A 14,053-nucleotide genomic window follows, 5' to 3' on the forward strand; every position below is an offset into this window, starting at 1 on the left:
AAAAACATTCGATATTTAGACATCTTTCTAATTAAAGAATATTCCATTTCCATTGGATTGTCAATGTATTTTTCGACTTTTCATATCTCACATGCGACGGGCGGCTGCTCCCCCTCCATGGAAGAGAAATAGCCAAGCACAGCCCCCTCCACCACTGGCAGAGGGGGGATTTCCCATTAGCTTCCATTAAAACCCCGTCGGCCAAGCGGCGAGCAGCCGCTCGCTTTTTTCGCGCTTCGATGTCAGCAAATATTCAAGTGTCTGGCAAAGGAATTTCCGCGTCTTTGCTGGATGGATGACGTCATCGATCAAATGTTTGCGCGCCGCTCCATACGGCGAGCTGTCAAACGACCACTGCTTGAGCAGCTCCTGACGCCGCTCGTGCGGGTGGTCGGCGCGTTCAAGTTCGCGGCCGTATACGACGTTGACGCCGACTTCCGGACCGGTGAAATTGATTTCCGCGCTCGGCCAAGCGACAACAACATCCGCTCCCATCCCCGGCCCGCACATATTGCCGTACGCCGCGCCGATGCTTTTGCGGATGACAACGGAGATTTTCGGGACAGTGGATAGCGCCAGCGCCTGATTCCACACCATGATTTTCGTCGCCATTTTCGCTTTTTCCGCCTCGACACTGATGCGAAACCCCGGTGTGTCATGCAAAAAGATGAGCGGAATATGGTATGAGTCGCACAAGCAAATGAATTCCGTCGCCTTTTGACATTCCTGCGGCCCGGGCGCTCCTGCGTATTGGTTGGGCTGATTGGCGATGATGCCGACGACATGGCCGTTTAGATGCGCCAAAGCGGCGATCAGCGCCTTGCCGAATTGTTTCTGGTACTCAAAATAGTCCCCTTCATCAACAAGGCAGGCGATGATGTTTCGCATATCATAGACGCGGCTACGTTTGTCCGGCAAAATTGAAAACACTTCCTCAACCATCCGGTATGGGTCATCGTCCGTCTTCCGCAGCGGCGGCCGCTCGTTCGCATTTTGCGGCATGTACGAAAAAAACCTTTTTAGTTGCCCAATGCATTCTGCCTCTGTCTTGCCATCGGCGTCAATCTGTCCGGTGTATTGATGGTGGATGTCGACGCCGCCGAGCTCTTCCGGCGCGACGCGCTGCCCGTTGGCCAACTCAAGCATGCGCGGTCCAGCGATCGCCATGCACGTCCCCTTCAGCTGCGTGACAAAGTCGCAGCTGACCGCCGTCCATGTCGGACCGCCGTAGCTGTCCCCTAAAATCGCCGCCATCGTCGGCACTTGCCGGTGGTGGGTGAGCAGCTCGCGTGGAAACAGTTTATCGCTGATTCCGTCCGACCCCATCCCGTCCGGCATGCGCAACCCGCCGCCTTCATGGAGGAAAAACATCGGCAAGCCGTTTCTGACAGCCAACGCATGCATCTGCCGCGACTTGCGCAAATGAACGCTCCCCTCAGTTCCCGCGAGCACCGTTTTATCCCCGGCGATGATGACCGCCGAGCGGCCATTCACTTTGCCGATGCCGGCGACAAGCCCGTCTCCGTACGTCGTTTCTTCCAAGCCGGGCTGGTCGGATGTGTTCAGCTGTCCGAACTCGACAAACGTTTCGGCATCGACAAGCAGGTCGATCCGCTCTCTAGCCGTCAGCAGCCCTTTCGCGTGCTGCTTGGCGATTTTCTCCTCGCCGCCGCCCAGCGCGGCGCGCGCTTTTTTCGCCATCAATTCGTCTGTTAATTGCCGCAAATTCTCCATCGTGATCCCCCTTTTCCAGAAAAAGGCGGGGCGGCCCGCGCCAAAACCCCGCCGCGATGTTATTCCCTCGGAAGCAGCTTTCGCAATACTTTGCCTGACGGCGTCGCCGGCAGTTCATCGATGAACTCGATATAGCGCGGATATTTGAACGCCGCCATATGCGCTTTCGCCCATTCGATCAAGTCAGACGGCGCCACCCTTCCTTTGTACGAATCATGGAGAACGACAAACGCTTTCGGCACTTCCCCTTTCATCGGGTCAGGCACGCCGATGACCGCACATTGCTTGACGGCCGGATGTTCGTTCAACAGTGCCTCGACGTCTTCCGGAAAGACGCTGTAGCCGGACACTTTAATCATTTCTTTCAACCGCCCTTGGAAATACAAATAGCCGTCTTCATCGACATACCCGATATCGCCCGTGTACACCCACCCGTCTTTCAGCGTCTCGCTCGTCGCGTCATCGCGGCGGAAGTAGCCTTGAAAAACCCCCGGATTTTTGACGACAATTTCCCCCGACTGCCCAGGCCCAAGCTCCCGTTTCGTTTCCGGGTCGATGATGCGAATGTCCGTCTCATATGTCGGGATGCCGCACGATCCAAATTTCACACGGTCATCCGGCATAAACGTGTCGCACGTATGCGTCTCGCTCAGCCCGTAGGCGGCTTCGTACAACAGGCAGCCGCCGGTCGCTTCCGCCCACCGCTCGGCAAGGTCTTTCGTCACCAGCAGACCGAAGCTCGTCGCCAAGTTGCGTTTTAAACTCGACAAGTCGGCAGAGGTGGTTGACAGCACTTGCAAAATGGCCGCATTCATCGGCGCGATGCTGTACCATGCCGTGACTTTGTACGTTTCGATGGCTTTGATCGTCGCCATCGGATCAAAGCGGGTAAACAGCACGCATGGATGTCCCGTGTACACCGGCGTATTCAGTCCCATCACCATGCCGGCAATATGGCAAAGCGGCGAATGGGCCATCAGCACTTCCGCTTTTTCCGTCAGCCGGTTCGCCTGCGCGGATGCAGCCGTCTTAAACAGCGCGTTGCCGTATGTCAGCATCGCTCCTTTCGGCCGTCCGGTCGTCCCTGAGGTAAAAATGATCAGCCCGACATCGTTCCATAAGTCAATAGGGGCGGCTTCATCAAACGGCAAATAAGCGGCGATGATGGCGGCGAACTCATCCACGCCTTCACACGCCTGCTTCGGTTGCAGCACCTCCTCGCAAAGTGGGATCTCTCCAGATGGATCAGGGTACTCGCCGTAATGGCACGATACGGTAAACGACAACGGCGCTGTTTGTTGTTCCGCTTGTCGAACGCGCGGCACTCCTTCCTCTCCGGCGATGATGCCGGCAAGCGGCACTTCAGCGAAAAAATAGGCGAGCTCGGATTCGCGGTACATCGGGTTGAGCGGGACGACAATGCCGCCGAGCTGCTGAACGGCAAAGTGAGCGATGATGTATTGCGGGCAGTTTTGCATGTACAAAGCGACATAGCTTCCTTTCCCCACCCCTTTTTCCCGCAAATAGCGGGCAAAACGGTGAACGTGATCGAGCAAGGTTCCCCACGTGATCACCTTGTTATAGAAAATGTACGCCGGCTCGTTTTCCTCGCGTTCGCCGCGATGGCGCAAATAGCCATAGAGCGGCTGTTCGCCGAGCTCATAGCGGAGTTCCTTCGGCAGCCCGCTCGGCCAGTATGGGCGTGTTTCATTCATTCGTTTCACCATCCCTTATAAAAAATACTGAACGGTTAGTATGTTACCTTGCAGAAAACGCTTTCAAATACTTGTTCATGTCTCCTGCTTCATCCATATGCATATCATTTCGCCGTCATTCGCCAAATTCCTTTCTCGAACAGCCAATCATTTTATCCGACGCGGCAAACGACCACCCCCTTCCACGTTGGAGAAGGAGCGGCCGTTCGGAAAAGGAGGAAAGCCCGGCGCAGCTTACGCGGCTTGATGGCGGTCATTGATGCGCCGTAGCCGGACGGTGTGGACGATGCGTTTTATTTATCCACCAATGGCGGAGATATGGCAACACCCAACGGTCCAAACCGCAGCGTCCCGCATTGGCCCCGGCGACGAGGAGAAAGACGGTAAGAAGCACCATTTGCGGGTTCGTGCTCGTCGTGCCTGAGAACATGAAGGCGAAGTTCATAACAGCTCCCATGAGGGCGGCAAACGTCGTAAACAATCCGAGAATGAGCGCGATCCCGACGAGAAATTCACCCCATGGCACAAGAACGTTGAACAATCCGACATTCGGCAACGCCACGTGTTCGATAAACGCCGCCCACCAGCTTTGCACGGCCGGATGTTCCCCAGCGGCTTTCGCCAACGCTCCTTTTAAAAATCCGGTGGCGTCAAACCCTTGCGTGATTTTCCCCCATCCCGCCATTACCCACTCATACCCTAAATACAACCGGAACACCATCATCAACCACGACGCTGTGACGTGCTCGCGCAACCATTTGACAACCATCGTATTTCTCCCCTTTCGTTTTAGAAAATGTTCTTTACACTTTTATCTTAATCGTTTTTTTTCGTCTGGCGGAGCATATTTGCTCACCATTTCACAATATATTCAAAAAGTTATGGTGGAATTATGACTACGAGATCCATTCACAATATTAAGCATTAGGTCTTTATCCATAGGAAAACGGATTGACCGGCATCGCCAACCGCCGTTCATTCGATGAGCGCCTCGCCAGCGAGTGGGAACGCACAAAGCGGCAGAAAGCGCCGTTTGCCGTCATGATGGTCGACATCGATGCGTTCAAACGGTTCAACGACACGTACGGCCATCAATGCGGGGACGACTGTTTGCGCAAAGTCGCCTTGTCGCTTGAACAAACAGCCAAGCAATACGGCGGGACGGCAGCGCGCTATGGGGGTGAGGAATTTGCCGTCATTTTGCCGCACACTTCGCCGTCCGAAGCAGCGGCTGCCGCTGAGGCGGTGCGGGCAAACGTCGAACGCTCGCCATTCCGCACGATTCCTCCCCTGCTGCTTGTGTTGTTACGGTCAGCGTCGGAGCCGCCGTCGCCGTCCCACAGCCAAATGAAGGCGCGGAGTCCCTTCTTTCCCTTGCCGATCAGGCGCTTTATCGGGCCAAGCAAAACGGGCGCAACCGGACGGAAGTAGCCTGTTTCGTCCGTGAATGAATCCCTCCCCTTTTTCCTAGGCGCGCATACAATGGTCATAAACGGCTTTTACGGAAAAAGGGGATGGAAACTATGGCCATTATTAACGGAACCCAATATATCGAGCGCATTGACCATCTTCGGTCCAATGTATGGATCAACGGCGAGCGGGTCGTGGGAAAGTTGTCGGAGCACCCGGCCTTCGCCGGCGCGATCCGAAGCCAGGCGCGTCTATACGATGCCCAGCACGACCCAACGAAGCAGCCGGTGCTGACATTCCACACATCAACGGGGGAACTGGCCGGCGCATCGTTTTTGCGGCCGATGACAAAAGAAGATCTCGAACACCGGCGCTTGGCGTTTCAGGAATGGGCACGCCTGACCGCCGGGATGATGGGGCGCTCTCCTGATTACATGAATACCGCGGTGATGGCACTTGCCTCTGCGGCTGACTTTTTTGGACAGCAGCACCCGTCCTATGCCGAGCATATCGAGCGTCTATATGAGCGGGCGGTCGCCAATGACTTGTCCTTTACCCATACGTTCGTCAATCCGCAAGTGAACCGCTCCCTCGGCTATATGGAAGAAGACGGCGGGCCGATCGCCGCCAAAGTCGTCCGTGAAACAGCGGACGGACTCCTCATCAAAGGCGCCCGCCTGCTCGCCACCCAAGGCGGCATGACCGATGAACTGCTCGTTTTGCCGGCCGGCGGGACGCTTCTTGGCGATGAATACATGTACGCCTTTTCCATCCCGAGCAATACGCCGGGGCTGAAGTTCGTTTGCCGGCCGCCGTTGGCTGCAGGAACTTCGTCGTTTGACGCCCCTCTTGGCTCGCGCTTTGATGAAATCGATGCCATGGTCGTATTCGATGAAGTGCTTGTGCCCTGGGACCGGGTATTTTTCTACAAAAACGCCTGGCTTGCCAAAGAACTGGATGAGGAAACCCACCTGTCCATTATGCTGCTGCATCAAGTGTTGGCGCGGCGCATTGTCAAAACCGAGTTTTTCCTTGGGGCGGTGGAACTGCTTAGCGAGGCGATCCAAATCGGCGGGTACCAGCATGTGCAGGAAAAAATCGGAGAAATCGCCGCTGCTTTGGAGGCGCTCAGGGGAATGCTCCTTGCCTCGGAACTCCATGCCAAACCAGACCGGCGCGGCACAATGGTGCCGGACGCCGCCCCGCTTTACGCTGCTGCCTTTTTATACCAGCGCCTGTATCCACGCTTTGCCGACATCATTCAGCTGCTTGGCGCCAGCGGGCTTGTCTGCCTGCCGACGGAAGCGGACTTTTCTTCCCCGCTCCGTCCAGATTTGGATCGGTACTTGCAAGCGGCGACGCTTCCCGCCGAACAACGGGTGCGGCTGTTCCGCTTCGCCTGGGATATGGCGATGAGCGCCTTCGGGACGCGGCAAACGCTGTATGAGCGGTTTTTCTTCGGCGATCCGGCTCGGTTTGCAACGACGTTCTACCACCGGTACGACCGAGAGGCATGCGCCGAGATCGTGCGTCAGTTTTTGGACAGCGAACAGCCATGACGGCGATGCCTCCCCCTGACGCGCGGGGGAGGCATCCGTATCAGCCGCGTGGCAGGCTACTTCGTCCGTTGCCGGTCAGGGAACAACAGGCTAAACAGCACCCCGGCCGCCAGCGCAATGGCAAATGTCGTAAACCGCGAGCTAACGATGGCCTCAAGCGGAGAAGAAATCCAAATGACCGTGCTGACAAAACCGGCCACAATCGTTGCGATGACGCCGACGCCGGAATACCGCTTCCAGAAGAAAGAGAGCAAAATCGCCGGCGACAACGTGCAGCCGATCCCTGCCCATGCCCAACTGACAATGAAATACACAAGCGACTCAGATGTCATCGCCAGCACCAAGCCAAGCAGCCCGGCGATGACCACCACCGCGCGGGAAAGCGCGACAAGCTGTTTTTCCGACAGGCGAAGGCGCAGCGAGCGGCGGACAATATCTTCGCTGATGGAGCTCGTGATCACGAGCAGCTGCGAATCGGCCGTTGTCACGATGGCGGCCAAAATACCCGACAAAAGCACTCCCGCGAGCCACGGCGGCAATAAATCGAGCGCCATGTGCGGCAACACCGTTTCAACATCGGCGAAAGATTGATTTTGATAAAGCGCGACCGCCGCCAGACCAATCAAAAAGGCGCCGCCATACGCCAACAGCGTCCAGATGATGGCGACCGTCTTCGCCGTTTTCGCTTCGCGGGCGTCTTTTAACGCCATGAAGCGGACGCTTAGTTGCGGCTGGCCGCCAAGGTAGCCGAAAAACCAGGCGAAATTGTTAAACAACAATAGCCCAAGCGCAACACCGGTCACTCCCCCCGTCCATGAGTCGAGGCCCGGTTTCGCGTGATGGAGCGCTTCACTGATCGACAACCCGCCGCTATAAATTTCCACGAGCGCCACAATGGGCAAAATGACGAGCGTGGCCAACATGAGCACACTTTGAATCATATCCGTCCAGACGACGCTGACAAATCCACCGGTGTACGACAAAATGATGACAATCGCCACACTGATGACCATCCCAAGCTTCGGGTCGATATGAAACACCGCAAACAGCGTCTTGCCCGCTCCCGCAATTTGCGCGCTGAAGTAAAACATCATAAAACTGAAAATAAGGACCGTCGAAAGCCACAAAATCGTCCGCCCGTGAGCGCCGAACCGCTTGGCCAAATAGCCCGGCAAGGTCAGCGCTCCGTACCGCTCCGCCTCTTGGCGGAAACGATCGGCTAAAAAGAGCCAGGCGCACACAATGCCGATGACAATACCGACAGCCACCCAAATGGCAGAAAGGCCGCTCGCAAACACGAATCCGGTGTAGCCAAGCAGCAGCCATGCCGATTCGCCTGTCGCCCGCTCGGAAAACGCGAGCGCCCAACCGGGAAGTTTTTTTCCACCAAGCAAAAAGTCGGAATGGCTCATCTCCTTTTTCCCATACCAATAGCCAAGCGCCGCCATCACAAGACAATACAGCACGAGTTCCGCCAAGATGATGCCATTCATCGCTGTTCCTCCCTGTTTGGTATGGTTTTGCACAGGCGCACACCTGATCTGTCAGTCCGTCCCTCTCTTTTTGCTCCGCCATCCCACCCCCTTTTCATAAAAATGGCACTATCATCAGGCTGCGACGATAGTGCCGGTGACAACGACAGTTGGTGGTCTTCACCATGGAACCTTCTTTACTCTTTACATATGTGTCAACCCATCCTATTATTCCAATATGAGGCGCGTCCTACATCGGAACGTTTCGCTCTCGTCCGGACAGCATCCACATGTAAAGCTCCCTAAGTTGCGAGGCGGTGGGAATTATAATAAAGTGGAGATGAGTCAGTCCAAAAAAGGAGTGAGGAAGATGAACCGTTGGGAGAAGGAATTGGACAAATACGCCGAACTGGCGGTGAAAGTCGGGGTGAACATTCAGCCCGGGCAGACGCTGTTCGTCAACGCCCCGCTCGAGGCGGCGCCGCTCGTCCGCAAAATCGCCAAAACGGCGTACGAAACCGGGGCAAAGCATGTGTATGTCGAGTGGAACGACGAGGCGCTTACATACATTAAATTTCACCACGCCCCAGAGGAAGCGTTTTCCGAATATCCGATGTGGCGGGCAAGAGCGATGGAAGAACTCGCCGAACAAGGCGCTGCCTTTTTATCCATTTACGCCCCGAATCCGGACTTGTTAAAAGACGTCGATCCAAAGCGGATCGCGACCGCCAATAAAACAGCGGCGCAAGCGCTCGCCAACTATCGGAGCGCCATTATGGCCGACCGGAACTGCTGGTCGCTCATTTCCGTCCCCACACCGGCGTGGGCGCAAAAAGTATTTGGCGATCTGCGCGATGAAGAAGCCATCGACAAATTATGGGAAGCGATTTTCCGCATCACCCGCATCGATCATGACGATCCGATCGCTGCCTGGCGCGAACATAACGACCGGCTCGCCCGCATCGTCGATTACTTAAACAACAAGCAATACAAACAACTCGTTTACGAAGCGCCCGGCACCAATCTCACAGTCGAGCTCGTCGACGGGCACGTCTGGCACGGCGGCGCGGCGACGAGTCAAAGCGGCGTGCGCTTCAATCCCAACATCCCGACCGAAGAAGTGTTTACCATGCCGCATAAAGACGGCGTCAACGGCACGGTGCGCAACACGAAGCCGCTCAATTACAACGGCAACGTGATCGATGGGTTTACGCTCACGTTCAAAGACGGTCAAGTCGTCGACTTCAGCGCCGAACAAGGATATGAGACGCTTAAGCACTTGCTTGACACCGATGACGGCGCGCGCCGCCTCGGGGAAGTCGCCCTCGTGCCGCACCAATCGCCGGTGTCGCTGTCCAATCTCATTTTTTACAACACGCTGTTTGATGAAAACGCCGCTTGCCATTTGGCGCTCGGCAAGGCGTATCCGACCAATATCAAGAGCGGCGCTTCATTGTCCAAAGACGAACTCGACCGCCGCGGCGTCAACGACAGCCTCGTCCACGTCGACTTTATGATCGGCTCAGCTGATCTGAACATTGACGGCGTGACGAAAGACGGGAAGCGCGAGCCGATTTTCCGCAGCGGCAACTGGGCATTCGAACTGGCGTAATCGGTTTCACCAGCTCTAAACAATAAGGCTGCGCCAAACGAGCGGCCAGACCCGACCGTTGGCGCAGCCTTATTCCGTTCAAGCACGGTTTTGCACGGAACCATTAGACCGAACGGATTGGTTTGTTTTCGTCCTGCAGCAATTGCACAGCGGCAGATGCCGCCTGCGCCAGCTGCTCGCATTGCCGCAAACGAATGCCAAAGAGCACGAGCGGGTCGCGGTACGCCTCAGGGTTTTTGCGCATATGTTTGAGCTCGCCTTCCTGGGCAGCGATCTCCAGCTCCAGCCGTTTCAACGTTTCATCGAGCGCCGTCAATGGCGCATGGAAAAATTGAGTGACATCACGCTCAAGCGATTTGGCAAACCATTCAAACGGCAGCAGCAACTGCTGGATGATCGCCTCCACCGCCTCAGCGTAATCTTGCGTCTGGATCAACTGCTTATACTTTTGCGCCAGCATCGCCTTGTTTTGCGCAAAGGCGCCGAGCAGTTTGCCCGCCCCTTTCAACAGCAGCTGGCTTGGCGTTCTCCGCAAGAAAACGTTCACCTTGCCCACTTGCACCCCGTTGATCAACCGATCCGTATCGCGCCGCCAATCGGCGAGAATGCGAAAATCGCATTCGAGCTTGAGCCGTTCCTGGCCGAACATGGCGTTAAACCCTTCGCCCATTTCATGCAAAAACACCTGGCATTCGTTGAATTCGTCTTCCGTCGCTGCAATCCACTGTTCCATGGCGCGGCGCAGCTTTGGCAGCGCCTCTTCATCAAGGTAAGCGCGAAGCCGTTCGTTCGCTTTGTCGTTCAATTCAAGATGCAAGCGGGAAAAATCGCTTTCTTCGCTCACAAGATCCGCCATGCTGCGCAACAGATCGGGAATCGCCGTCAACAGCTCGCCCCGCATTTCCGCCAAGACGGTGTGGAACGACTTTGCCGTTTTGGCCGTTTTCTCCTCTTGCAGGTCGCCAAGCTGATGAATGGCGCCGCTGAGTTTGGCCGCCATTTCTTTTTTCCATACGACCAGCTCCGCCAGTCGGCTTTCCGCCTCGGCCCGCTGCCGGAACAAATGAGCGATGAACTGGCGGATCGTCGTTAAAATCGCTTCCTCGCGGCGGACAGGGGACACGCATCGGCGCATCTCCTCAAGCCAGCCGACGAGGGCTTGCTGCTGCTTGCGGCTTGGCGCATGCGGCGAATAGACCATGACATTGGCTTCCGGAACGATCGTACGAACGTGCGCTTCCACTTCCTCAACGATTCTCGCCGTCTCCTCTTCATCCACCATCCCATCGCCCGGAGGAAGCAAAACGCACATCGGCGCAGACGGCGCCCGCTCGCGAAGCTGCAGCATCAACTGTTCATCGGCGCTGGAAAACGGATCCTCACCGTTGAGAAGAAAAAGAATGCTGTCAGCAAGCGAAAACGACACAAGCGCTTCATGGTCGGATGAAGCGCGTCCACCGAGCGGGCCGATATCCAACAAGACAATCCCTTGCGGCACGAGTGAAAACGGCGCCGTGCATTCAATGACAGCGTCATCGGAGAATCGGCTTCCGCGGCCGCCCGTTGCCTGTTGAAATTCGTCAATGCTCGAAAAAACGGTAAACTGGTCGTCGCTGATTTTCGCCACTTCCATCTCCCCGCCGTTTCTCCACGCCAGCACCGGCGCAGATGGCGCCGCCAACGCTGCCTCGCCGACCAACGTCCGCAAAAACGCCAGCCGCTCATGGCGCGACGCCCCAGCGACCAAAACGAAATGCGTCCGCGAATCGGACAGTTGCCGCACGAACCAGCGGAAGCGGAAATGCGAGCCCGCCCGCTGCTCTTCCGCCCAATCGGCAATTTCTTCAAATAGCGACACACCCGCTTCCCCAGCTTGCCGTTTCGCATGGACGAGCCGCTTAGCGGCGTCGTTGACCATCTCTTCTTCAAACGCCTCAGGAAATTTCTCGCTCCACGCCAACAAGGCAGCCGCGGCCACCGCTGTCTCCGGACCGTCGGCTAAACTCACCCAGCTTTTGACAAGCGGTGGCACCACTTCCACCAACTCTTTCAATCGGTACGGCCCTTTCATCAATCCTGCATAGGCTTCCCCTAAAAGGCCGGGAATTCGCTTCCAGTCGTAGTCGCGGCCGATCGACAACTCATCATAGAGGCGGTTCCACTCTGCGAGCCACGAAAAATAGAGGTCACCATCCCGATAACCGTTCCATAGCGCCTGCACAAGCCGTTCAAACTTCACCCGATCCGTTTCGTACAACAGCGCCAGGCAGCGTGAAAACCGCGCAGGCGCCATCACTCTCGCATGTCCTTGTTCCACATAACCGGTCAAGATGTCCGCCCAGCGGCGCGCCGACGTCCGCACCGCCTCTCCTAAAGCAAGCTCGAGGGCGCTTTCCCAATCACCTTGCTCCTCGAAAAAGGCGCGCGCCCATTCGGTCATGTTCGGATAATCCGGATACAACGTCACGCCGCGCTTAATCATATCATCCGCTTTCGCGTTTTCCCCCAACTCACGGTAGAGCGAAAACAGGCGCAAAATGATTTCCGCATGCAACGTTTCGCTTTCCGTCTCAATCGAACGGTACAGCTCCTCGGCCAGCTCGAGCCGTCCAAGCTCATAGTAGCTGTCGGCGATATTTTTTTGCGCCCACGGGCGCAAATCGTCGTGATGGACTTGTTCCCATTTAAAAATGGCCGCTTCATAGTCGCGGCGGTGGAAATACACTTCCCCTTGGGCAAAGCGAATCGACGACAAATCCGCGCCATCCCGATGCGCCGTGAAAAACATATCGCCAAGCGCGCTGACAACGTCGCGTTCCCCCGCCTCGACGAGCGTCTCGTAAAATGTTTTATGAACAAGTTGCTGTTCAAACCCCATGTCGATCACCTGACTCGTATATTTGCCATGCATGTTCATTGTATGGCACGTTTTCGAATTTTATTTCTATCCTATACATTTTAACAAACTTTCGCCGAAAGGAACGTTTCAATTTGTTTTCATTTGCGAGACAAAACACAGCTGTTCCATTAACGAGAAAATGCTTCTGCGATCGCAGTAAGCGTGCGATGCCAAAAGAGAGAAAGGTCGGCAAGCCCGGCCCAGACAAATAGAGGTTCTATTGCGTACGGAAGAAAAAAATCTCCCATCACAATTCAGCTAAACCGCGATAGGAGATTGATTTCCGTGCGATTTCGCCGTATATGTTTAATCAAAAAACGAAAGTCTCCTATCACAGCGCCCTCTGATCCGGCGCTCGCAATAGGAGACTTTTTTTCACGCTACTTCGTGCGTTCCTTCCGTATGTAAATGGCGTCCCAGGAGAGACTCGAACTCCCGACCGACGGCTTAGGGCCGATGCCCCTTCCTCTACAAGCTTACTCGAAGAAGATGGATGCGTCGGGGCAACTCGGAGCCATTTCGAAGATGACTTTGCTCGTTGCTCTATCCTGCTGAGCTGCTGGGACATACCAATCATGACACTCTCATTATTCCGCTGCCCCTTCCTCTACAAGCCGATTCGAAGAAGCCCGATGCGTCGGGGCAACTCGCAGCTGTTTCATAGAAGCCTTTGCTCGTTGCTCTATCCTACTGAGCTGCTGGGACATCATCGACAGAACACGCCAATATTCCCACTGTCGGCTCTTATAACCAAATAAAAAATTCCCCTCTCGCACATGGAATCAATCTTCTTCCCTGGCGATCGGAGAACTTCGTTCCAGCGCCTTTTGCGCGTTCTTTTCGTATGGAAATGGCGTCCCAGGAGAGACTCGAACTCCCGACCGACGGCTTAGAAGGCCGCTGCTCTATCCTACTGAGCTACTGGGACATAGCAATCATGACACTCTCATTATTCCGCTGCCCCTTCCTCTACAAGCCGATTCGAAGAAGCCCGATGCGTCGGGGCAACTCGCAGTTGTTTCAAAGAAGCTATTGCTCGTTGCTCTATCCTGCTGAGCTACTGGGACATAATCAACAGGACACCCCAACATTCCTGCTGTCCCTTCCTCTACAAGCCTACTCAAGGAAGCTTGGTGCGTCGGGACAACTCGTAGCCATTTCGAAGATGACTTTGCTCGTTGCCCTATCCAGCTGAGCTGCTGGAACAATATCCATACGATATTCACGATAAAATAAAGGAAAGCGGGTGATGGGAATCGAACCCACGACTTCAGCTTGGGAAGCTGAGGTTTTACCATTAAACTACACCCGCATGATCAATATCATTAGGACTTGTCTTAGAAACGACTGCAATAAAAATATAATCGCTAATTGTTTTTTTTGTCAATATCTTTTTTTGAAGTTAGTTAATAAACGCGCTCGAGAGGATTCGAACCCCTAACCTTCTGATCCGTAGTCAGATGCTCTATCCAATTGAGCTACGAGCGCATGATGGAAAAGCGGAAGACGGGACTCGAACCCGCGACCCCCACCTTGGCAAGGTGGTGTTCTACCACTGAACTACTTCCGCATCATGAGAAGAATTCATTCCTTCAAAACTAGATAACCGTCGGAAGAAGCCGCTTATAGGTCAAGCCCTCGATCGATTAGTA

General features: G+C 55.2%; 8 protein-coding genes and 4 tRNA genes. 3 read left to right on the plus strand and 9 right to left on the minus strand.

The window, feature by feature from the left end; genetic code table 11:
• Positions 1–186: 186 nt before the first annotated feature.
• The 3 genes from I656_RS10875 to I656_RS10865 form a co-directional block, all read right to left on the minus strand.
• The gene (locus I656_RS10875; protein ID WP_020754426.1) at positions 187–1,734 is read right to left on the minus strand and encodes an acyl-CoA carboxylase subunit beta; all 1,548 of its coding nucleotides are present in this window, start codon (positions 1,732–1,734) and stop codon (positions 187–189) included.
• A 59-nt stretch (positions 1,735–1,793) separates the two neighbouring features.
• The gene (locus tag I656_RS10870) at positions 1,794–3,449 is read right to left on the minus strand and encodes a class I adenylate-forming enzyme family protein (RefSeq protein WP_033005086.1); all 1,656 of its coding nucleotides are present in this window, start codon (positions 3,447–3,449) and stop codon (positions 1,794–1,796) included.
• A 253-nt stretch (positions 3,450–3,702) separates the two neighbouring features.
• Positions 3,703–4,218 carry a DoxX family protein gene (locus I656_RS10865; protein ID WP_015375231.1) on the minus strand — a complete coding sequence of 172 codons (516 nt, stop codon included), beginning with the start codon at positions 4,216–4,218 and terminating at the stop codon, positions 3,703–3,705.
• Between the two features lie 182 nt (positions 4,219–4,400).
• Here I656_RS10865 and I656_RS10860 point away from each other — a divergent pair, with 182 nt between their 5' ends.
• Positions 4,401–4,880, plus strand: coding sequence for a diguanylate cyclase (locus I656_RS10860; RefSeq protein ID WP_020754429.1), 480 nt, complete (start codon positions 4,401–4,403; stop codon positions 4,878–4,880).
• Between the two features lie 92 nt (positions 4,881–4,972).
• Positions 4,973–6,418, plus strand: a complete 1,446-nt coding sequence (gene hpaB, locus I656_RS10855) for a 4-hydroxyphenylacetate 3-monooxygenase, oxygenase component (RefSeq protein ID WP_033005087.1) — start codon at positions 4,973–4,975, stop codon at positions 6,416–6,418.
• Positions 6,419–6,474: 56 nt separating this feature from the next.
• On the opposite strand, the gene I656_RS10850 is transcribed toward hpaB, so the two are convergent.
• Positions 6,475–7,911, minus strand: coding sequence for a sodium/proline symporter (locus tag I656_RS10850; RefSeq protein WP_033005089.1), 1,437 nt, complete (start codon positions 7,909–7,911; stop codon positions 6,475–6,477).
• 349 nt (positions 7,912–8,260) lie between these two features.
• Here I656_RS10850 and I656_RS10845 point away from each other — a divergent pair, with 349 nt between their 5' ends.
• Positions 8,261–9,502 carry an aminopeptidase gene (locus I656_RS10845; protein WP_013144957.1) on the plus strand — a complete coding sequence of 414 codons (1,242 nt, stop codon included), beginning with the start codon at positions 8,261–8,263 and terminating at the stop codon, positions 9,500–9,502.
• Positions 9,503–9,605: 103 nt separating this feature from the next.
• On the opposite strand, the gene I656_RS10840 is transcribed toward I656_RS10845, so the two are convergent.
• The 5 genes from I656_RS10840 to I656_RS10820 all read right to left on the minus strand — a co-directional run bounded on the left by I656_RS10840 (position 9,606) and on the right by I656_RS10820 (position 13,971).
• Positions 9,606–12,419 carry a lipopolysaccharide assembly protein LapB gene (locus I656_RS10840; RefSeq protein ID WP_020754433.1) on the minus strand — a complete coding sequence of 938 codons (2,814 nt, stop codon included), beginning with the start codon at positions 12,417–12,419 and terminating at the stop codon, positions 9,606–9,608.
• Positions 12,420–13,252: 833 nt separating this feature from the next.
• Positions 13,253–13,329 (minus strand) — tRNA-Arg (locus I656_RS10835).
• Positions 13,330–13,642: 313 nt separating this feature from the next.
• Positions 13,643–13,713, minus strand: a tRNA-Gly gene (locus I656_RS10830).
• Positions 13,714–13,815: 102 nt separating this feature from the next.
• Positions 13,816–13,889 (minus strand) — tRNA-Arg (locus I656_RS10825).
• A gap of 10 nt (positions 13,890–13,899) precedes the next feature.
• Positions 13,900–13,971, minus strand: a tRNA-Gly gene (locus I656_RS10820).
• Positions 13,972–14,053 lie beyond the last annotated feature (82 nt).

The sequence above is a fragment of the Geobacillus sp. WSUCF1 genome (assembly GCF_000422025.1).
Lineage (GTDB): Bacteria > Bacillota > Bacilli > Bacillales > Anoxybacillaceae > Geobacillus > Geobacillus zalihae.